Consider the following 20,885-nt stretch of genomic DNA (forward strand, 5'->3'; position numbering starts at 1 on the left):
ATACTCATCGCTTATTGCTGGTATCTATCTTATTTTAATCCCAGAGCCTGTTTAATCTGAACCATTGACGCCAGAGCCTGCTTACACGCAGCATCCTGGTCAGATGCAGCTACAGTTTCCAACTGTTTTTTTGACGCTTCGAGTTGAGGCTTCATCGCGTCAAATTGCTGTTTTGCCTGTTCACTCGTTGCTGCAGCCTGCTCAACCAGGGCATCAATATCATTAAAATATTGCTGACAACTTTCAGCCATTGCCGCGAAAGAGGAGTTGGACATAGCAAAAAGCGCTGCAAGCAAAAAAACCTTTTTCATTATCATTCCTTTGTACTAAACACGTTAAAGCACCATGCGATAACGCGTATAAGATTAGCGATGATAAAAATAAAAAAAAGTCTGTTTCAGTACCATGCAAAATGGCGCTTGTCACGCAACATTACACGTCTTTTACTCGCCCGGTCATCCCCGCGTGACCACAGAAACCGCCGTATAAATCCCGTTGAGACGCCGTCCCATCGTCGTCATCCAGAAACAGCCGAAATAAAAAAAGCCAGCAGATATTATCTGCTGGCGGGTGATTTTAGGCTATCGCCTACACCAATACTCAGTCACACATGATGTCTGCAATTGGCTTCAATCGGTCGCCTCCCACTGCATCAGTTCCGCGAGCATTTTTAAGCGCTGCGGCGCGCTCAGGCAAGCCAGCCAGGACGTTTTTTCCGTCGCGGCAAAATATCTCAACCAGAACTGGCGCATAGTGACCTCTTCCTCTTGCTTCATCGAAAGATATTATTGGCCTAATATAGGGATAATAAAATTGCTGAGTTTTTCATCGGAGTTCCCCTTTTATGCCCTCAGGTCGCCTGCAACAACAATTTATCCGTCTCTGGCAATGTTGTGACGGTAAAACGCAAGACACAACGCTTAATGAGCTGGCGGATCTGCTGAACTGTTCGCGTCGCCATATGCGTACGCTGCTAAATACGATGCAGGCGCGCGGTTGGCTAACATGGGAAGCCGAGGTTGGACGCGGAAAGCGTTCGCGTCTGACGTTCCTGTATACCGGACTGGCGCTGCAACAGCAGCGGGCGGAAGACCTGCTGGAACAAGATCGAATCGATCAACTGGTACAACTGGTCGGCGATAAAAGCGCTGTCAGGCAAATGCTGATTTCCCATCTGGGACGCAGCTTCCGCCAGGGGCGGCATATTCTGCGGGTTCTTTACTATCGTCCGATGCACAATCTCCTGCCGGGAACCGCATTACGTCGCTCGGAAACTCATATTGCCCGGCAAATTTTCAGTTCGCTCACGCGGGTAAATGAGGAAAACGGGGAACTGGAAGCGGACATTGCGCACCACTGGCAGCAAATTTCCCCTTTACTGTGGCGCTTCTACCTGCGCCCCGGCATTCATTTTCATCATGGCCGCGAGCTGGAGATGGAAGATGTCATCGCCTCGCTGACGCGTATCAATACGCTTCCGCTTTACTCGCACATCACAAAAATAGATTCCCCTACCGCGTGGACGCTGGATATTCATCTTTCCCAGCCGGATCGCTGGTTGCCGTGGCTGCTGGGCCAGGTCCCGGCGATGATTTTGCCGCGGGAGTGGGAAACGCTGGCTAATTTCGCCAGCCACCCTATCGGCACCGGGCCTTATGCCGTGCGGCGTAATACGCCAAACCAGCTCAAGATACTCGCCTTTGATGATTACTTCGGCTATCGGGCGTTGATAGACGAAGTGAACGTCTGGGTACTGCCGGATATCAGTGAAGAACCGGCCTGCGGCTTGATGCTGGAAGGGCCGATACAAGGCGGTGAAAAAGCGATAGAAAGCCGACTGGAAGAGGGGTGCTATTACCTGCTATTCGACGCCAGAACGCCGCGCGGCGCGCATCCGCAGGTCAGAGAATGGGTAAGCCACGTCCTCTCCCCCACCAATTTACTCTATCATGCCGATGAACCGCTACAGCAGCTCTGGTTCCCGGCCTATGGGCTTTTACCGCGCTGGCATCACGCCCGTCCAGGCCCGGGCGAAAAACCCGCCGGGCTGGAAACCCTCACGCTGACCTTCTATCGCGAACACATTGAGCACCGGGTTATCGCCCGTATCATGAGCGCGCTTCTGGCTGAACATCAGGTGCATCTGCATATTCAGGAGATCGACTACGATCAATGGCACGCCGGCGAGATCGAAAGCGATATCTGGCTCAATAGCGCTAACTTTACGCTGCCGCTGGATTTCTCGCTGTTCGCGCACTTGTGCGAAGTACCGCTCTTGCAGAACTGCATTCCGCGCGACTGGCAGGACGACGCCGCGCAGTGGCGCGCTGGCGAGATGAACCTGGCGAACTGGTGCCAGCAACTGCTGGCCAACAAAGCGATTGTGCCGTTGATCCACCACTGGCTGATTATCCAGGGACAACGCAGTATGCGCGGGCTGCGCATGAATACCCTCGGCTGGTTTGATTTTAAATCGGCGTGGTTTGCGCCGCCAGATCCTTAACGCCAGCTCTTGATTGCTGCCCGGCAACAAAATCACTACACTAACGCCGAACTCAACGGGGTGCCGCGCTCATGCGCGCGCTGAGAAAATACCCGTCGAACCTGATCCGGATAATGCCGGCGAAGGGATTTGAGGTTACCTCTCAAGTCCTTTGCCACTCTTTAACTGAGGTGCAAAGTGTTAAAAAAATATCTTCCGCTTTTACTCCTGTGCGCGGCGCCTGCTTTCGCCAAACCCGTTCTCACCGTCTATACCTACGACTCGTTCGCCGCCGACTGGGGGCCAGGCCCGGCGGTGAAAAAAGCGTTTGAAGCCGATTGCAACTGCGAGCTGAAACTGGTGGCGCTGGAGGATGGCGTTTCACTGCTCAACCGCCTGCGGATGGAGGGGAAGAACAGCAAAGCCGATGTGGTGTTGGGGCTGGACAACAATCTGCTGGAAGCGGCCACGCAAACTAAACTCTTTGCCAAAAGCGGCGTGGCGAATGAGACGGTCAAGGTGCCCGGCGGCTGGAAAAACGACACATTTGTGCCGTTCGATTACGGCTATTTCGCCTTTGTCTACGATAAAAGCAAGCTGAAAAATCCGCCGAAAAGCCTGAAAGAACTGGTCGAGAGCGATCAAAAATGGCGGGTGATTTATCAGGACCCGCGTACCAGTACGCCAGGGCTGGGGCTGTTACTGTGGATGCGCAAAGTCTATGGCGATAACGCGCCGCAGGCCTGGCAAAAACTGGCGGCCAAAACGGTGACGGTGACGAAAGGCTGGAGCGAGGCCTACGGTTTATTTCTGAAAGGTGAAAGCGATTTGGTGCTCAGTTACACCACCTCTCCGGCGTATCACATTATTGAAGAGAAGAAGGACAATTACGCCGCCGCGAACTTCAGCGAAGGCCATTACTTACAGGTAGAAGTCGCGGCGCGTACCGTCGCCAGTAAGCAGCCGGAACTGGCGGAGAAATTCCTCAAATTTATGGTTTCTCCGGCGTTTCAGAACGCCATACCCACCGGCAACTGGATGTACCCGGTAGCGGACGTCGCCTTACCCGCAGGGTTTGAATCATTGGCCAAACCCGCCACAACGCTGGAATTCACGCCGCAACAAGTGGCAGCACAACGCCAGGTATGGATTAGCGAATGGCAACGCGCCGTCAGCCGTTAATTCCCGGCTGGCTGATTCCGGGGCTGTGCGCCGCCGCGCTGATGATAACCGTCTCGCTGGCGGCCTTTCTGGCGCTTTGGCTGAACGCGCCGTCGGGCGCGTGGTCGACAATCTGGCGGGATAGCTACCTGTGGCATGTGGTGCGCTTCTCATTCTGGCAGGCGTTTCTGTCCGCAGTGCTGTCTGTGGTCCCGGCGGTTTTTCTCGCCCGCGCGCTTTATCGACGCCGTTTTCCTGGACGTCTGGCGCTGCTGCGTCTGTGCGCCATGACGCTGATTCTGCCGGTACTGGTTGCCGTGTTCGGCATTCTTAGCGTGTATGGCCGTCAGGGCTGGCTGGCCTCGCTGTGGCAGATGCTGGGGCTTCAGTGGACATTCTCCCCCTACGGCTTGCAGGGCATTTTACTGGCGCACGTCTTTTTTAATCTGCCAATGGCGAGCCGTTTGTTGCTGCAATCGTTGGAAAGCATTCCCGGCGAGCAGCGCCAGCTCGCCGCCCAGCTCGGTATGCGCGGCTGGCATTTTTTCCGTTTTGTCGAATGGCCGTGGCTGCGCCGCCAAATTCCGCCCGTCGCGGCGCTGATTTTTATGCTCTGCTTCGCCAGTTTCGCAACGGTCCTGTCGCTCGGCGGCGGCCCGCAGGCCACCACTATCGAACTGGCTATCTTTCAGGCGCTCAGTTATGACTACGATCCCGCCCGCGCGGCGATGCTGGCATTAATCCAGATGGTCTGCTGCCTGGCGCTGGTACTGCTAAGCCAACGGTTGAGCAAAGCGATTGCGCCGGGGATGACGCTGACGCAGGGCTGGCGCGATCCTGACGATCGTCTCCACAGCCGTCTGACGGACGCCTTATTAATCGTGCTGGCGCTGCTGCTGCTGCTTCCGCCGCTGGTCGCCGTGGTGGTCGATGGCGTCAACCGCAGCCTGCCGGAGGTGCTGGCGCAACCCATTCTGTGGCAGGCTGTCTGGACATCGCTACGCATTGCGCTGGCGTCGGGCGTTCTGTGTGTGGCGCTGACCATGATGCTGCTGTGGAGTAGCCGCGAGCTACGCCAACGCCAGCAACTATTCGCCGGACAAACGCTAGAACTCAGCGGGATGTTGATCCTCGCGATGCCGGGGATCGTACTGGCGACAGGCTTCTTTTTACTGCTCAATAACAGCATTGGCTTACCGGAATCCGCCGACGGCATCGTGATTTTCACCAATGCGCTGATGGCAATCCCCTACGCGCTAAAAGTCCTGGAAAACCCAATGCGCGATATTACCGCCCGTTATGGAATGCTGTGCCAGTCATTAGGAATTGAAGGCTGGTCGCGGTTAAAGGTCGTGGAACTGCGGGCGCTGAAACGTCCGCTGGCGCAGGCGCTGGCGTTTGCCTGCGTACTTTCTATCGGTGATTTTGGCGTCGTCGCGCTTTTCGGCAATGACAATTTCCGCACGCTGCCGTTTTATCTGTATCAGCAGATCGGCTCCTACCGCAGCCAGGACGGCGCGGTGACCGCGCTGATACTATTGCTGCTCTGCTTTACGTTATTTACCCTCATAGAGAAACTACCGGGCCGACATGCTAAAACTGATTGATATCACCTGGCTTTACCATCATTTGCCGATGCGTTTTACGCTGGCGGTAGAACGCGGCGAGCAGGTGGCGATTCTTGGCCCCAGCGGCGCGGGGAAAAGCACGTTGTTGAATTTAATTGCCGGTTTTCTTGCGCCTGCCAGCGGTACGTTACTGATTGCCGGCGAAGATCATACGCTTACGCCGCCCTCACGCCGTCCGGTCTCAATGCTGTTTCAGGAGAATAATTTATTCGGCCACCTGAATGTGCAGCAAAATATCGGTCTGGGGCTAAACCCCGGGTTAACGCTCAACGCCAGCCAGCGGGAAAAACGGGACGCTATCGCACGTCAGATGGGCATTGAGAGTCTGATGACGCGTTTACCGGGCGAACTGTCCGGCGGCCAGCGTCAGCGGGTAGCGCTGGCGCGCTGCCTGGTACGCGAACAGCCGGTACTGCTGCTGGATGAACCGTTCTCCGCGCTCGATCCCGCGCTGCGCCAGGAGATGCTGACGTTGGTCAGCGATATCTGCCGCGAGCGACAGCTCACGCTGTTGATGGTCTCGCACAGCGTGGAAGATGCGGCGCGAATTGCGCCCCGGTCAATCGTCATCGCCGACGGACGCATTGCGTGGCAAGGCAAAACAGACGAGCTACTAAGCGGTCAAGCCAGCGCCTCAGCGCTATTGGGCATCAAATCCCATCTTTTGTAGGCCGGATAAGGCGAAGCCGCCATCCGGCAAAGGAATCGTTAGTAACCCACAACTTTGCGCAGAATATCGATATATACCGGCATCAGCGGGTGGCGAACCAGCACCACCAGCGCGACCACGCCGATCCCGAGCGTCAACGGCGCCAGATACAGCAAACGGCTGCGGGGGAAATACGCGGTTAAACGATCGACTGCCGCTTTGCCGCTGCGCCACAGCCGCCAGCATAGCCAGCCTCCGACCCACAGCAGCAACGCCGTCGCCAGCAGCAGCCATTTGAAATCTCCGCTCTGCATATCGGAAGGAATATCGATTGCCGCTCCCGCCAGAATGCCCGGCAGGAAATAAAACGGCGGCCACAGCAAACAGCCAATCAAGTTCGGCCCAATAAATTTCGCTACGGGAAGATCCAGCATCCCTGCCACCATCGGCACCAGCGGCCTCGTCGGACCGACAAAACGTCCGACCAGGATCGTGAACATACTGTGCTGATGCAGCGCGTGTTCGGTTTTATCCAGCAGCGACTTGTTCTTTTTCATAAAAGACCAGCGGTGTAGCGGCTTTTTAAAGCGCCACCCCAGCCAGAACGAAATCCAGTCGCCCATCAGACAGCCGATAATACCCACCAGCCAGGCATGCCAAAAATTGAGCTCGCCGCTGCCGATAAGCGCGCCCAGCCCCGCCATCAGTACCGTGCCGGGTAAAATCAACCCCACCAGCGCCAGCGATTCCAGGAAGGCGACCAGCAACACGGCGATGAGCGAATACAGAGTGGATTGGGTGATAAAGTGTTCCAGCAGTGCTTGCATAGTGTGTCCGTCAGCGTGATGAAGCAGGGATTCTGCTTACCCCGTCCCCCTTCGTCAAGCCGTCAATTATCCGAATAGTTACGGCTTATGACATCTTTGTGGACACATCATTCACTTTTTATTCACATCCGGCCCTGAACTCGCTAGGACTTGCCCCGGTGCATTTTTTAAATACCCGCGAAAAATAGAGCTGATCGTCAAATCCAACATTGCGCCCAACGGTCGCTATCGGCATTCGCGTAGTGCTAAGCAGAAGTTTCGCCTGGCTGATACGCTGATCTTCGCGCCAGCTCAATACGCTAATGCCTAACTGCTGGCGGAACAGATGCGATAACCGGGAGGGCGACAGGCAGACATGCTGGGCGACGCTGGCGATATCAAAATGACTGTCCGCCAGATGGTCGCTGATATACTGGCAGGCATCGCGCACACGGCTATCCATCGGCGGGTGCAACGACTCATTAATTACCGCCATACGTCTGAGCAACAACTGCTCCAGCAGATTGATCGCCAGTAGCTCAGAATAGCGGCCTTCCCCTTGCCCGGCGCTGATGATCTGCCCGAACAGTTCGCTGAAATGCGGCTGGCGCGCCTCGTCCGGGCGGAAAAATCCTGTCTGAGCAAAGATTGTCGGCCAGGTCAGCCACTCCTGCCAGTAGGCGCGAGGCCGGAAATAAACCCACTGGTGATACCACTCGCTGGCATCCGGATGCCGTCCATAGTGATGAATCTCGCCCGGCGGAAACAATAATATATCGCCAGGCCGACAGACAAACTGCTCGCCATTATTATTAATGACGCCCTCTCCGCGGATGGTCAGGTTAAGAATATATCCCTTCATGCCCAACGGACGATCGATAAAAAAATCCAGATATCCATTCGCTTCAATTGGCGTCAGTCCGGCGACCAGATGGGCATTAAATGAATATCCCGGCAATAGCGGATCATTTTGCGTTTCAGCCATGATTTCTCTACCCCCCGATGTTCAGAGAAGAAACAAATTGTCCATATTGACCAGGACGACAGTGCTTACGTCTCCGCAAGACCTTGCGCTTGATGAAAGCACGTATCAACCCCGCTTGTGAAAAGCGCTTTGTAACAAAAGCGTACAGTTCAGGCGATAAAATTAAGTAACAGAAGTGTCTATAACTATGGCTGGAATGTCCACATTGAATATTTGCACAGCGTCACACTTTGCAAAGTATTAGCATTTTTGTCCATAAGATTAGCGGATCCTGCCTGACGGTTTTTGCCGCGACTCTCTACTGTTTCTCCATACCTGTTTTTCTGGATGGAGTAAGACGATGGCAATTGCAATTGGCCTCGATTTTGGCAGTGATTCAGTGCGCGCTCTGGCAGTGGACTGCGCCACCGGCGACGAGATCGCCACCAGCGTAGAGTGGTATCCGCGCTGGCAAGAAGGCCGTTATTGCGACGGCCCGAACAACCAGTTCCGTCATCATCCGCGCGACTACATGGAGTCAATGGAGGCCGCGCTGAAAGCCGTTCTGGCACAATTAAGCGCCGCGCAACGCGCAAATGTCGTTGGCATTGGCGTTGACAGCACCGGCTCTACGCCAGCGCCGATTGACGCCGACGGTAACGTCCTGGCGCTGCGTCCAGAGTTCGCCGAGAACCCGAATGCGATGTTTGTGCTGTGGAAAGATCACACCGCCGTGGAAGAAGCCGACGAAATCACTCGTCTGTGCCATAAGCCAGGTAAGGTCGACTACTCCCGCTATATTGGCGGCATTTACTCCAGCGAATGGTTCTGGGCGAAGATTCTGCACGTCACCCGCCAGGATAGCGCCGTCGCGCAGGCCGCCGTCTCGTGGATTGAACTGTGTGACTGGGTGCCGGCGCTGCTTTCCGGCACCACTCGCCCGCAGGATATCCGCCGTGGCCGCTGCAGCGCCGGGCACAAAACACTGTGGCATGAAAGCTGGGGCGGTCTGCCGCCCGCGAGCTTCTTTGATGAACTCGATCCGTGCATTAACCGTCATCTGCGCTACCCGTTATTTAGCGAAACCTTCACCGCCGATCTGCCCGTGGGCACCCTGTGCGCCGAATGGGCGCAGCGCCTCGACTTGCCGGAAAGCGTAGTGATTTCCGGCGGCGCGTTCGACTGCCACATGGGCGCGGTCGGCGCGGGCGCGCAGCCCAATACGCTGGTAAAAGTCATCGGCACGTCTACCTGCGACATTCTGATTGCGGATAAACAGAGCGTCGGGGATCGCGCCGTGAAAGGCATTTGCGGTCAGGTTGACGGCAGCGTGGTGCCGAACTTTATCGGTCTGGAAGCGGGGCAATCTGCTTTCGGCGATATCTACGCCTGGTTTAGCCGCGTGTTGAGCTGGCCGCTGGAGCAACTTGCCGCGCAGCACCCGGAACTGAAACCCCAGATTAACGCCAGCCAGAAGCAGCTACTGCCAGCGCTCACCGACGCCTGGGCGAAAAATCCGTCCCTGGATCACCTGCCGGTGGTGCTCGACTGGTTCAATGGTCGCCGCACGCCAAACGCTAATCAGCGTCTGAAAGGCGTCATTACCGATCTCAATCTCGCCACCGACGCGCCAGCGCTGTTTGGCGGTCTGGTCGCCTCGACCGCCTTCGGCGCGCGCGCCATTCAGGAGTGTTTTACCGATCAAGGTATCGCGGTCAATAACGTGATGGCGCTTGGCGGCATCGCCCGTAAAAATCAGGTCATTATGCAGGTCTGCTGCGACGTACTGAATCGTCCGTTGCAGATCGTCGCTTCCGACCAGTGTTGCGCATTAGGCGCCGCTATCTTTGCCGCCGTCGCTGCGAAAGTCCATGCCGATATTCCTGCCGCCCAGCAAAGCATGGCAAGCGCGGTAGAACGCACTCTGCGCCCCCACCCTGAACAGGCGCAACGCTTCGAACAGCTTTACCGCCGCTACCAGCAGTGGGCGCTAAGCGCAGAACAACATTATCTTCCGACTGCCGCGCCGGCGCCAACGACCCCGGCCAATCAGGCAATCCTGACTCATTAAGGACACGACAATGACGATTTTTGATAATTATGAAGTATGGTTTGTGATTGGCAGCCAGCATTTGTATGGCGCAGAAACCCTGCGTCAGGTCACCCAACATGCCGAGCATGTGGTCAACGCGCTGAATACCGAAGCCAAACTGCCATGTAAACTGGTATTAAAACCGCTGGGCACCTCGCCGGATGAGATTACCGCCATTTGTCGTGACGCCAATTATGACGATCGCTGCGCAGGGCTGGTGGTCTGGCTGCACACCTTCTCCCCGGCCAAAATGTGGATCAACGGGCTGAGTATTCTTAACAAACCACTACTGCAATTCCATACCCAATTTAACGCCGCCCTGCCGTGGGACAGCATCGATATGGACTTTATGAACCTGAACCAGACTGCGCACGGCGGTCGTGAGTTCGGTTTTATCGGCGCGCGGATGCGCCAGCAGCACGCGGTCGTCACTGGTCACTGGCAGGATAAAGAGGCCCATACGCGTATCGGCGCCTGGATGCGCCAGGCGGTCTCTAAACAGGATACCCGCCAGCTAAAAGTCTGCCGCTTCGGCGACAATATGCGTGAAGTCGCAGTGACTGACGGTGATAAAGTGGCCGCGCAAATCAAATTTGGCTTTTCGGTCAATACCTGGGCGGTCGGCGATCTGGTGCAGGTGGTGAATTCTATCGGCGACGGCGATATCAACGCTCTGATTGACGAGTATGAAAGCAGCTATACCCTGACGCCCGCCACCCAAATCCACGGCGATAAACGCCAGAACGTGCGGGAGGCGGCGCGTATTGAACTCGGTATGAAGCGTTTCCTGGAACAGGGCGGCTTCCACGCATTCACTACTACCTTTGAAGATTTACACGGTCTGAAACAGCTTCCGGGTCTGGCCGTACAGCGTCTGATGCAACAGGGCTACGGCTTTGCGGGCGAAGGCGACTGGAAAACCGCCGCTCTGCTTCGCATTATGAAAGTGATGTCAACCGGTCTGCAGGGCGGCACCTCATTTATGGAGGATTACACCTACCACTTCGAGAAAGGCAACGATCTGGTGCTCGGCTCGCACATGCTGGAAGTGTGTCCGTCCATCGCAGTGGAAGAGAAACCGATCCTCGACGTCCAGCACCTCGGCATTGGCGGCAAGGAAGATCCGGCGCGTTTGATTTTCAATACCCAAACCGGCCCGGCGATCGTCGCCAGCCTGATCGACCTCGGCGATCGTTATCGTCTGCTGGTCAACTGCATTGACACCGTAAAAACGCCGCACTCCCTGCCGAAACTGCCGGTGGCTAACGCGCTGTGGAAGGCGCAGCCGGATCTGCCGACCGCCTCCGAAGCGTGGATTCTGGCTGGCGGCGCGCACCATACCGTCTTCAGCCACGCGCTGGATCTGAACGATATGCGCCAGTTTGCAGAAATACACGATATCGAAATCGCGGTGATTGATAACGATACCCGTCTGCCGGCCTTTAAGGACGCGCTGCGCTGGAACGAGGTGTATTACGGGTTCAAACGTTAATTGGTGAAACGGATTGCCCGGTGGCACTGCGTTTACCGGGCCTACGGTCCTGTAGGCCGAATAAGGCATTTGTGTCGCCATCCGGCACACCGTCGCTCGTAGGCCGGATAAGCGAAGCGCCATCCGGCAGGGAGAAAACAATGTTAGAAGATCTCAAACGCCAGGTACTGGAAGCCAATCTGGCGCTGCCAAAACACAACCTGGTCACCCTCACCTGGGGTAATGTTAGCGCCGTCGATCGCGAACGCGGCGTACTGGTGATTAAGCCGTCCGGAGTCGATTATAGCGTCATGACCGCTGACGATATGGTGGTAGTCAGCCTGGAGACCGGTGAAGTCGTTGAAGGTCATAAGAAACCGTCGTCCGATACGCCAACCCACCGTCTGTTGTACCAGGCATTTCCGACTATCGGCGGCATCGTACACACCCATTCGCGCCACGCGACTATCTGGGCGCAGGCGGGTCAGCCGATTCCGGCGACGGGCACCACCCACGCCGACTATTTCTACGGTACGATTCCCTGCACTCGCAAAATGACCGAGGCGGAAATTAATGGCGAGTATGAATGGGAAACGGGCAATGTTATTGTTGAAGCCTTTGAAAAACAAGGCATTGACGCCGCTCAAATGCCCGGCGTGCTTGTCCATTCGCACGGCCCGTTTGCCTGGGGTAAAAATGCCGAGGATGCAGTGCATAACGCCATCGTGCTGGAAGAAGTGGCCTATATGGGGATCTTCTGCCGCCAGCTTGCGCCGCAGTTGCCCGACATGCAGCAATCCCTGCTGGATAAACACTATCTACGCAAACACGGCGCAAAAGCCTATTACGGGCAGTAATGCCTCTAAAAACGCGTCCCATGGGGGGCGCGTTGATGAATCTGGTCGGTGATATATTCAGCAAATGCGCTTTGATAGACGTAATGATCAGAACTCACATATTCAATAATATTATTATAATATCCCTGCAACACTTTTCCTTCCAGCGCATGGAAGAAAATATAATCCTCGATTGTTGACTGCCAGCGTTGCCCATTTAACAGATAGTTAATAATGGTATCCCGATGTCCGCTTTTTCTGTCGTGTCCTTGCCAGTGAAAAAAAGCATTGCCGTTTTCAATAATTTCGGTACGCCAAATCTGTTCTGTCCATGTTTTATACTCAAAAAATCGACTCACGGTTTTTATGGAAGGGTTAGCGCGTTGAGTATTGACGAAAAGATAACGGTCGTTCCCTACCAGACGCGCCTGCATACTCACATTCATAAAAGATCATTCCCGAATACCACAAATTTTGATAAAAACACCCGCACCCGAAAGTCAAAATAAAATTATATTCTAAAATAAAAATTAAATTATGCAGAGAGTTCCCGACGAATTCGCACTGTAATCCATTTTTATTTAACCATAGCGGCCAATTGGAATATTATATTTCTACCTGACGGTGCGGATGTTCCAAATGAAATTGTTACACTTTTCATTAATTAAAACAAACAAAAAATATCGCTTTTTTGTTAATCCGAGAAATAAGTAACAGATTCGAACAAGCGCCTTTCTGAAAAATACTGAATGTATGAAAACAGACTTGACACAAAACAGCTAATACATGGGGAAAAATGGTAAATAAACATGATTCAAAATTAGCAGTTATAGGGTAATTATATCTGCTGTATATACCGGCATCATTATATTGATAAATATACGTCAGCAAAAATATCTGACGCTAAAAGCCATTTTATCGTTAAAATATCCATTACACCCGTCACGGGGAACGAACTCATTCATGAAATATCGCTACATCATCAGAATCGCGGCAGGCATCATTCTCATTATGGCTACGGTGTTTATCCATAATGCCATCGCTATTTATCAGTTCAGTCAGCAAAACCAGACGCGCGTAGCTGACTGCGCGATTGTCGCAGGAGCAGGCGTTAGCGGAAAAACGCCTTCTCCCGTTTTTCAGGCCAGACTGGATCATGCCATCTGGCTTTACCAACAACACATTGTCCGCGCGTTGGTATTAACCGGCGGCTACGGCGCTGGCGCAACGGTTTCCGACGCGGCGATAGCCCGTCAATACGTTCTGGAAAAAGGCATTCCGGCTAAGGCAATTTTTATTGAAGAGCGCTCTACCGTGACGCGCGAAAATATTCGTTACGCAAAACAGATACTGCGACAACAACAATGGCGCACAGCGTTACTGGTCAGCGATCCGCTGCATATGCTGCGTCTGAAAACTATCGCTCAGGATAATGGTATCGATAGCCGCTCATCACCCACGCGATCCACCCGCTATAAATCCTGGTGGGCGCAAACCCGCTTCTTACTGCGAGAAACTTTTTATTACAGCGGATATCGGCTTTTACGTTATATGCCTGTACAAAATAACAGTATTACCCCCTAAAACAGGTTATAATTAGCGTGAATTTTTTAGACAGGTAATCATCGTGGCGCAGGCAGGTTTCATTTTAACCCGGCACTGGCGGGATACGCCGCAAGGAACGGAGGTCTCTTTCTGGCTGGCGACAGACAACGGCCCTGTGCAGGCGACGCTGGCGCCGCAAGAGTCCGTGGCGTTTATTCCGACCAGCCAGACCTCCCGCGCCGCCTCGCTGCTACAGGCGGAAAAAGACTATCGCCTGACGCCGCTCCAGCTGCGAGACTTTCATCGTCAGCCGGTATCCGGTCTGTATTGCCGTACTCACCGCCAGCTTATGCGGATGGAGAAACTGCTGCGCGAAAACGGCGTCACCGTTTATGAAGCGGATGTACGCCCGCCGGAACGTTACCTGATGGAGCGTTTTATTACGTCGCCCGTTTGGGTAGACGGCGAGATGCGCAACGGCGTTATCCGCAATGCGCGTCTTAAACCCCACCCCGACTATCGACCGCCGCTAAAATGGGTCTCGCTGGATATCGAAACCACGCGACACGGCGAACTGTATTGCATTGGTCTGGAAGGCTGCGGCCAGCGTACCGTTTATATGCTGGGTCCGGCGAATGGCGATGACCGCCAACTGGACTTCGAGCTTGTGTATGTCGCCAGCCGCCCGCAGCTGCTGGAAAAACTCAACGCCTGGTTTGCCGAACATGATCCTGACGTCATCATCGGCTGGAACGTGGTGCAGTTCGACCTGCGTATGCTGCAAAAACATGCCGAACGCTACCGTATCCCTTTACGGCTGGGGCGAGACAATAGCGAACTGGAGTGGCGCGAACATGGCTTCAAAAACGGCGTTTTTTTCGCCCAGGCCAGAGGGCGAGTCATTATCGATGGTATCGACGCGCTTAAATCCGCGTTCTGGAATTTTTCGTCTTTTTCGCTGGAAGCCGTCTCGCAGGAACTGCTCGGCGAAGGAAAATCCATTGATAATCCCTGGGATCGTATGGATGAGATCGATCGCCGCTTTGCCCAGGATAAACCCGCCCTCGCCACCTACAACCTGAAAGACTGCGAGCTGGTCACGCGCATTTTCCATAAAACCGAGATCATGCCGTTTTTGCTGGAACGCGCGACGATCAACGGCCTGCCGGTCGATCGCCACGGCGGTTCGGTCGCCGCATTCGGGCATCTTTACTTTCCGCGAATGCACCGCGCCGGCTATGTCGCGCCCAATCTCGGCGAAGTGCCGCCGCTGGCAAGTCCCGGCGGCTACGTAATGGATTCACAACCCGGATTATACGATTCAGTACTGGTGCTGGATTATAAAAGCCTGTACCCGTCGATTATCCGCACGTTTTTGATTGATCCCGTCGGGCTGGTCGAAGGCATGGCGCAGCCGGATCCGGAACACAGTACCGAAGGTTTCCTTGACGCCTGGTTTTCACGAGAAAAGCACTGCCTGCCGGAAATTGTTAGCCAAATCTGGCACGGGCGCGATGAAGCCAAACGTCAGGGCAATAAACCGCTCTCGCAGGCGCTTAAAATCATTATGAACGCCTTTTATGGCGTACTCGGCACCACGGCCTGTCGCTTTTTCGATCCCCGTCTGGCGTCGTCAATCACCATGCGCGGTCATGCGATTATGCGCCAGACCAAAGCGCTGATTGAGGCGCAGGGTTATGACGTGATTTATGGCGATACCGATTCCACTTTCGTCTGGCTCCGGCGCGCGCATTCAGAAGCCGATGCGGCGGAAATCGGGCACAGGCTGGTGCGTCACGTGAACGAATGGTGGGCGCAGACGTTACAACAGCAAAAGTTGACCAGCGCGCTGGAGCTGGAGTTTGAAACCCACTTTTGCCGTTTTCTGATGCCGACCATCCGCGGCGCGGATACTGGCAGTAAAAAACGCTACGCGGGCCTGATTCAGGAAGGCGACAGCCAGCGCATGGTATTTAAAGGTCTGGAAACGGTGCGGACCGACTGGACGCCGCTGGCGCAGCGCTTTCAACAGGAGCTGTATCTGCGCGTTTTTCGCAATGAACCTTATCAAGACTATGTGCGCGAGACTATCGATAAACTGATGGCGGGCGAACTGGACGCGCAGCTGGTTTATCGTAAGCGTCTGCGTCGCCCTTTACATGAGTACCAACGTAACGTTCCGCCGCACGTTCGCGCCGCCCGGCTGGCGGATGAACAAAACCTGAAGCAGGGTCGTCCGGCGCAGTATCAGAATCGCGGCGCCATAAAATATGTCTGGACTGTTAACGGCCCCGAGCCCGTGGATTACCAGCAGTCGCCGCTGGATTACGAACACTATCTTACCCGCCAGCTACAACCCGTGGCGGAAGGAATTCTTCCCTTCGTTGAAGATAATTTTGCTACACTACTGACCGGGCAACTGGGGCTATTTTGACGCGTGACGAAAGCGCCGCCTTCCAGTACCATAGCGCCCTTTCCATTCCTGGACCTAATTAACGCCACTACCACATTAGCCTGGTAGCGGGGTCGTATACTCGCAATTATCCAGTGCTGTCGCCTGGGAATGGCGAGTAATGCCTGTAATTAAAGATATAGAGCCGAACACATATGCCTTTTACACTTGGTCAACGCTGGATCAGCGATACAGAAAGCGAGCTGGGACTTGGAACCGTTGTTGCGATGGATGCGCGAACCGTCACCTTACTTTTCCCGTCCACGGGGGAAAACCGCCTGTATGCGCGCAGTGATTCTCCCGTGACCCGCGTCATGTTCAACCCTGGCGATACGATTACAAGCCATGAAGGCTGGCAGCTACATATCGATGAAGTAAAAGAAGAAAATGGCCTGCTTGTTTATGTCGGCACCCGCCTGGATACCGAAGAGACCAATGTGACGTTGCGCGAGGTCCTGCTCGACAGTAAGTTGGTTTTCAGTAAGCCCCAGGATCGTCTGTTCGCCGGTCAAATCGATCGAATGGATCGGTTCGCGCTGCGCTATCGCGCCCGTAAATTTCAGAGCGAGCAGTACCGGATGCCATACAGCGGTCTGCGCGGTCAGCGGACCAACCTGATCCCGCATCAGCTTAATATCGCTCATGATGTGGGTCGTCGCCACGCGCCGCGCGTACTGCTGGCGGATGAAGTGGGCTTAGGTAAAACCATTGAAGCCGGGATGATTCTGCATCAACAGTTATTATCCGGCGCGGCGGAACGCGTATTGATCATTGTTCCGGAAACCCTGCAACACCAGTGGCTGGTAGAAATGCTGCGCCGTTTCAACCTGCGCTTCGCGCTGTTCGATGACGAACGCTATACCGAAGCGCAGCACGACGCGTATAACCCGTTTGAAACCGAACAACTGGTGATCTGTTCGCTGGATTTCGCCCGCCGTAATAAGCAGCGTCTGGAACATTTGTGCGACGCCGAGTGGGATTTGCTGGTGGTCGACGAAGCGCATCATCTGGTGTGGAGTACCGATGCGCCGAGCCGTGAATATATGGCCATCGAACAGTTAGCTGAACGCGTGCCGGGCGTGCTGCTGCTGACCGCCACGCCAGAACAGCTGGGGATGGAAAGCCATTTCGCCCGTCTGCGCCTGCTCGATCCGAACCGTTTCCACGATTTCGAACAGTTTGTCGAAGAACAGAAAAACTACCGACCTGTCGCCGATGCGGTGGCCATGCTGCTGGCGGGCAATAAACTCAGCAACGACGAACTGAACAGGCTGGGCGATCTGATCGGCGAACAGGATATTGAACCGCTGTTGCAGGCCGCTAATAGCGATCGCGACGATGCGCAGGCCGCCCGTGATGAGCTGGTGTCGATGCTGATGGATCGCCACGGCACCAGCCGCGTTCTGTTCCGCAACACCCGTAACGGCGTCAAGGGGTTCCCGAAACGTGAACTGCATACGGTAAAACTGCCGCTGCCGACCCAGTATCAGACCGCCATTAAGGTCTCCGGCATTATGGGCGCGCGTAAAAGCGCGGAAGATCGCGCCCGCGATATGCTCTATCCGGAACAAATTTATCAGGAGTTCGAAGGCGATACCGGCACCTGGTGGAACTTCGACCCACGCGTTGAGTGGCTAATGGGCTATCTGACCAGCCATCGTTCGCAAAAAGTGCTGGTGATCTGCGCCAAAGCGACCACCGCGTTACAGCTGGAGCAGGTGCTGCGCGAACGCGAAGGCATCCGCGCCGCCGTGTTCCATGAGGGCATGTCGATTATCGAACGCGACCGCGCCGCCGCCTGGTTCGCCGAAGAAGATACCGGCGCGCAGGTGCTGTTATGTTCCGAAATCGGCTCCGAAGGACGTAACTTCCAGTTTGCCAGCAATCTGGTGATGTTCGACTTGCCGTTTAACCCGGATCTGCTGGAACAGCGTATTGGTCGTCTGGATCGTATCGGCCAGGCGCATGATATCCAGATCCACGTCCCGTACCTGGAAAAAACCGCCCAGTCGGTGCTGGTTCGCTGGTATCACGAAGGGCTGGACGCCTTTGAGCACACCTGCCCGACCGGTCGCGCGATTTATGATTCAGCCTACGCCAGTCTGATTAACTATCTGGCCGCGCCTGAAGAAACCGACGGGTTTGACGATCTGATCAAATCCTGCCGCGAACAACATGAAGCGCTAAAAGCCCAGTTAGAACAGGGCCGCGACCGCCTGCTGGAGATCCACTCCAACGGCGGAGAAAAAGCCCAACAGCTCGCACAAAGCATTGAAGAACAGGACGACGACACCAACCTGATCGCGTTCGCCATGAACCTGTTCGATATCGTCGGCATTAACCAGGACGATCGCGGCGACAACCTGATCGTGCTGACGCCGTCCGACCACATGTTGGTGCCGGATTTCCCCGGCCTGCCGGAAGACGGCTGTACTATCACGTTTGAACGTGACGTAGCCCTGTCTCGCGAAGATGCGCAGTTTATTACCTGGGAACATCCGCTCATCCGTAACGGACTGGATCTGATCCTCTCCGGCGACACCGGCAGCAGCACCATTTCGCTGTTGAAAAATAAAGCGCTGCCCGTCGGCACGCTGCTGGTCGAACTGGTTTACGTCGTGGAAGCGCAGGCGCCGAAACAGCTACAACTGAACCGCTTCCTGCCGCCGACGCCGGTACGTATGCTGTTAGATAAAAACGGCAACAATCTGGCCGCCCAGGTCGAGTTTGAAACCTTCAACCGTCAGCTCAGCGCCGTGAATCGCCACACCGGCAGCAAACTGGTTAACGCCGTGCAACAGGACGTCCACGCCATTTTGCAACTGGGCGAGACGCAGATTGAAAAGTCCGCCAGAGCGCTGATTGATAACGCGCGTCGCGAGGCGGATGAAAAACTGTCCGGGGAACTGTCGCGTCTGGAAGCGCTGCGCGCCGTCAACCCGAACATTCGCGACGACGAACTTGCCGCTATCGACAGCAACCGTCAGCAGGTGCTGGAAAGCCTGAATCAGGCAGGCTGGCGTCTGGACGCGCTGCGTCTTATCGTCGTCACGCACCAATAACGGAGCCGTACATGGGGATGGAAAACTACAATCCGCCGCAGGAACCCTGGCTGGTTATCCTGTATCAGGATGAGCACATTATGGTGGTCAATAAGCCCAGCGGCCTGTTGTCCGTGCCGGGGCGTCTGGAAGCGCACAAAGACAGCATTATGACGCGTATCCAGCGCGACTACCCGCAGGCAGAATCGGTGCATCGTCTGGATATGGCCACCAGCGGCGTGATTGTAGTGGCGCTGACCAAAGCCGCGGAGCGGGAGCTAAAACGCCAGTTCCGCGAACGTGAGCCGAAAAAGCAGTATGTGGCGCGCGTATGGGGCCATCCCTCCCCGGCGGAAGGGCTGGTTGACTTACCGCTCATCTGCGACTGGCCGAACCGGCCAAAGCAGAAAGTGTGTTATGAAACCGGCAAACCGGCGCAAACGGAATATAACGTGGTGGAGTTTGCGGCGGATAATACCGCCCGCGTGGTGCTCAAACCGATCACCGGGCGTTCGCATCAGCTTCGTGTGCATATGCTGGCGTTAGGCCACCCGATTTTAGGCGATCGGTTTTACGCTTCGCCGGAAGCGTTGTCGCTGGCGCCGCGTTTGCAGTTACACGCCGAAATGCTGACCATTACCCATCCCGCTTACGGCACCAGCATGACGTTTAAAGTCCCGGCAGATTTTTAAATTCAGAGCCAATTTATGCCGGAGCGCTTCGCTTGCCCGGCCTACATTCATTAACGTAGGCCGGATAAGGCGCTAGTCGCATCCGGCAATTCAATCACTTGAAGCCTTTCTGTTCTTTGATTAGCTCATACGCTTTCTGAATTTCCTGCGCTTTTTGCTTCGCCATTTCCATCATTTCCGGCGGTAAACCTTTCGCGACCAGTTTGTCCGGATGATGCTCGCTCATCAGTTTGCGATAAGCGCGTTTAATGGTGGTTGCATCGTCGGTGGTTTTAACCCCCAGCACATTACAGGCATCTTCCAGCGTCGGGCCGCGCTGCGCCTGCTGCCAGCCGCCGCCGGACTGTTGATGATAACCGCCGCCAAACTGCGCGCCGCCCTGCATCATGCGCAGAAACTGATCGAACTGTACGCGGGAAATACCTAGCTCTTCCGCAATCACATACAGCACTTCCCGCTCATTAGGGTGTAGCGAGCCATCGGCAAACGCCGCCTGGATCTGAATTTCCAGAAACATCCGGATCAGATCAAAACGCCCGAAGCAGACGCTACGAAACTGCCGCATCTTTTCACGTAATGGGTAATTATCCGCTTTTCCGACCCGAAAGGCGTTCTGCGCGGCTGTACGTGAATCGCCGTGTAAATTCATACGATCCATCAACTGACTGGCGATATGAATATCCGCTTCCGTCACCCGTCCTTTTGATTTGGTTAAGTGGCCCATTACCTCAAAGGTGGTGGCAAAAAACAGCGCCTGCCGTTCCCGCTGGTTGGCAAACCACGCCATTTTTCGGCTGCGGGCTTTGTCGAACATATGGCCCACCAGCAGACCCAGGACCACGCCCCAAAAGCCGCCGCCCATCATCAGGGCTACGGCGACGCCAATTATCTTTCCCCAGTACTGCATAGACTCCCCAAAACGTTACGCTATCGGTGAGGCTATCTCCCACAAAATAAGGTGCTTTTCTGCGAATGAAGGCTACGGTCAATTGTGGGACATCGCCTATAATTTGCATTATCATACCTGTCATTCAATGCCGTGCCTAACACCACAGACGCTAAACGG

17 protein-coding genes and 1 riboswitch are annotated in these 20,885 nt (G+C 55.0%); of the genes, 11 read left to right on the forward strand and 6 right to left on the reverse strand.

Annotated features, from left to right (window positions below; translation table 11 throughout):
• Window positions 1-29: 29 nt before the first annotated feature.
• Both HV477_RS10115 and sgrT read right to left on the reverse strand, forming a co-directional pair.
• Window positions 30-311, reverse strand: coding sequence for a DUF5339 family protein (locus HV477_RS10115; RefSeq protein WP_000755258.1), 282 nt, complete (start codon window positions 309-311; stop codon window positions 30-32).
• Window positions 312-629: 318 nt separating this feature from the next.
• Window positions 630-752, reverse strand: coding sequence for a glucose uptake inhibitor SgrT (gene sgrT, locus HV477_RS10120; protein ID WP_001248755.1), 123 nt, complete (start codon window positions 750-752; stop codon window positions 630-632).
• A gap of 92 nt (window positions 753-844) precedes the next feature.
• Between sgrT and sgrR the strand changes: the two genes are divergently transcribed.
• From sgrR to thiQ, 4 genes are all read left to right on the forward strand, one after another.
• A complete protein-coding gene (gene sgrR, locus HV477_RS10125; RefSeq protein WP_001139028.1) occupies window positions 845-2,503 on the forward strand; it encodes an HTH-type transcriptional regulator SgrR in 1,659 nt (552 codons plus the stop codon).
• A 46-nt stretch (window positions 2,504-2,549) separates the two neighbouring features.
• Window positions 2,550-2,649: riboswitch (TPP riboswitch) on the forward strand.
• 31 nt (window positions 2,650-2,680) lie between these two features.
• The gene (gene thiB, locus HV477_RS10130) at window positions 2,681-3,664 is read left to right on the forward strand and encodes a thiamine ABC transporter substrate binding subunit (protein ID WP_175064953.1); all 984 of its coding nucleotides are present in this window, start codon (window positions 2,681-2,683) and stop codon (window positions 3,662-3,664) included.
• Window positions 3,640-5,250: a thiamine/thiamine pyrophosphate ABC transporter permease ThiP gene (gene thiP / locus HV477_RS10135; RefSeq protein ID WP_079898684.1), complete on the forward strand. Its 1,611-nt coding sequence runs from the start codon at window positions 3,640-3,642 to the stop codon at window positions 5,248-5,250. The genes thiB and thiP overlap by 25 nt, the downstream gene beginning before the upstream one ends.
• Window positions 5,234-5,941 (forward strand): thiamine ABC transporter ATP-binding protein ThiQ, encoded by a 708-nt coding sequence (thiQ, locus tag HV477_RS10140; protein ID WP_079898685.1) that lies wholly within the window; start codon window positions 5,234-5,236, stop codon window positions 5,939-5,941. The genes thiP and thiQ overlap by 17 nt, the downstream gene beginning before the upstream one ends.
• Before the next feature lie 38 nt (window positions 5,942-5,979).
• Here thiQ and HV477_RS10145 read toward each other — a convergent pair whose 3' ends face one another.
• The gene (locus HV477_RS10145) at window positions 5,980-6,747 is read right to left on the reverse strand and encodes a DedA family protein (RefSeq protein ID WP_001148369.1); all 768 of its coding nucleotides are present in this window, start codon (window positions 6,745-6,747) and stop codon (window positions 5,980-5,982) included.
• A gap of 118 nt (window positions 6,748-6,865) precedes the next feature.
• A complete protein-coding gene (gene araC / locus HV477_RS10150) occupies window positions 6,866-7,711 on the reverse strand; it encodes an arabinose operon transcriptional regulator AraC (RefSeq protein ID WP_000852387.1) in 846 nt (281 codons plus the stop codon).
• Between the two features lie 340 nt (window positions 7,712-8,051).
• Here araC and araB point away from each other — a divergent pair, with 340 nt between their 5' ends.
• The 3 genes from araB (at window position 8,052) to araD (ending at window position 12,110) form a co-directional block, all read left to right on the forward strand.
• The gene (araB, locus tag HV477_RS10155) at window positions 8,052-9,761 is read left to right on the forward strand and encodes a ribulokinase (protein WP_000951812.1); all 1,710 of its coding nucleotides are present in this window, start codon (window positions 8,052-8,054) and stop codon (window positions 9,759-9,761) included.
• Between the two features lie 10 nt (window positions 9,762-9,771).
• Window positions 9,772-11,274 (forward strand): L-arabinose isomerase, encoded by a 1,503-nt coding sequence (araA, locus tag HV477_RS10160; RefSeq protein ID WP_000151692.1) that lies wholly within the window; start codon window positions 9,772-9,774, stop codon window positions 11,272-11,274.
• A gap of 140 nt (window positions 11,275-11,414) precedes the next feature.
• Window positions 11,415-12,110: an L-ribulose-5-phosphate 4-epimerase gene (araD, locus tag HV477_RS10165; RefSeq protein ID WP_000888684.1), complete on the forward strand. Its 696-nt coding sequence runs from the start codon at window positions 11,415-11,417 to the stop codon at window positions 12,108-12,110.
• Window positions 12,111-12,115: 5 nt separating this feature from the next.
• On the opposite strand, the gene HV477_RS10170 is transcribed toward araD, so the two are convergent.
• Complete coding sequence (locus HV477_RS10170) at window positions 12,116-12,535, reverse strand: DUF4751 family protein (protein WP_052932289.1); 420 nt, start codon at window positions 12,533-12,535, stop codon at window positions 12,116-12,118.
• Between the two features lie 517 nt (window positions 12,536-13,052).
• Between HV477_RS10170 and HV477_RS10180 the strand changes: the two genes are divergently transcribed.
• The 4 genes from HV477_RS10180 to rluA all read left to right on the forward strand — a co-directional run bounded on the left by HV477_RS10180 (window position 13,053) and on the right by rluA (window position 19,819).
• Window positions 13,053-13,673: a YdcF family protein gene (locus tag HV477_RS10180; RefSeq protein WP_000877512.1), complete on the forward strand. Its 621-nt coding sequence runs from the start codon at window positions 13,053-13,055 to the stop codon at window positions 13,671-13,673.
• Between the two features lie 43 nt (window positions 13,674-13,716).
• Complete coding sequence (gene polB, locus HV477_RS10185; RefSeq protein ID WP_052932290.1) at window positions 13,717-16,068, forward strand: DNA polymerase II; 2,352 nt, start codon at window positions 13,717-13,719, stop codon at window positions 16,066-16,068.
• Window positions 16,069-16,241: 173 nt separating this feature from the next.
• The gene (rapA, locus tag HV477_RS10190; protein WP_001116966.1) at window positions 16,242-19,148 is read left to right on the forward strand and encodes an RNA polymerase-associated protein RapA; all 2,907 of its coding nucleotides are present in this window, start codon (window positions 16,242-16,244) and stop codon (window positions 19,146-19,148) included.
• A gap of 11 nt (window positions 19,149-19,159) precedes the next feature.
• On the forward strand, window positions 19,160-19,819 hold the full coding sequence (gene rluA, locus HV477_RS10195) for a bifunctional tRNA pseudouridine(32) synthase/23S rRNA pseudouridine(746) synthase RluA (RefSeq protein ID WP_000525198.1): 660 nt from the start codon (window positions 19,160-19,162) through the stop codon (window positions 19,817-19,819).
• A gap of 94 nt (window positions 19,820-19,913) precedes the next feature.
• Here rluA and djlA read toward each other — a convergent pair whose 3' ends face one another.
• Window positions 19,914-20,726: a co-chaperone DjlA gene (djlA, locus tag HV477_RS10200; protein ID WP_001200595.1), complete on the reverse strand. Its 813-nt coding sequence runs from the start codon at window positions 20,724-20,726 to the stop codon at window positions 19,914-19,916.
• Window positions 20,727-20,885: the final 159 nt, after the last annotated feature.

The sequence above is a fragment of the Salmonella sp. SG203 genome (assembly GCF_013350575.1).
GTDB lineage: Bacteria > Pseudomonadota > Gammaproteobacteria > Enterobacterales > Enterobacteriaceae > Salmonella > Salmonella enterica.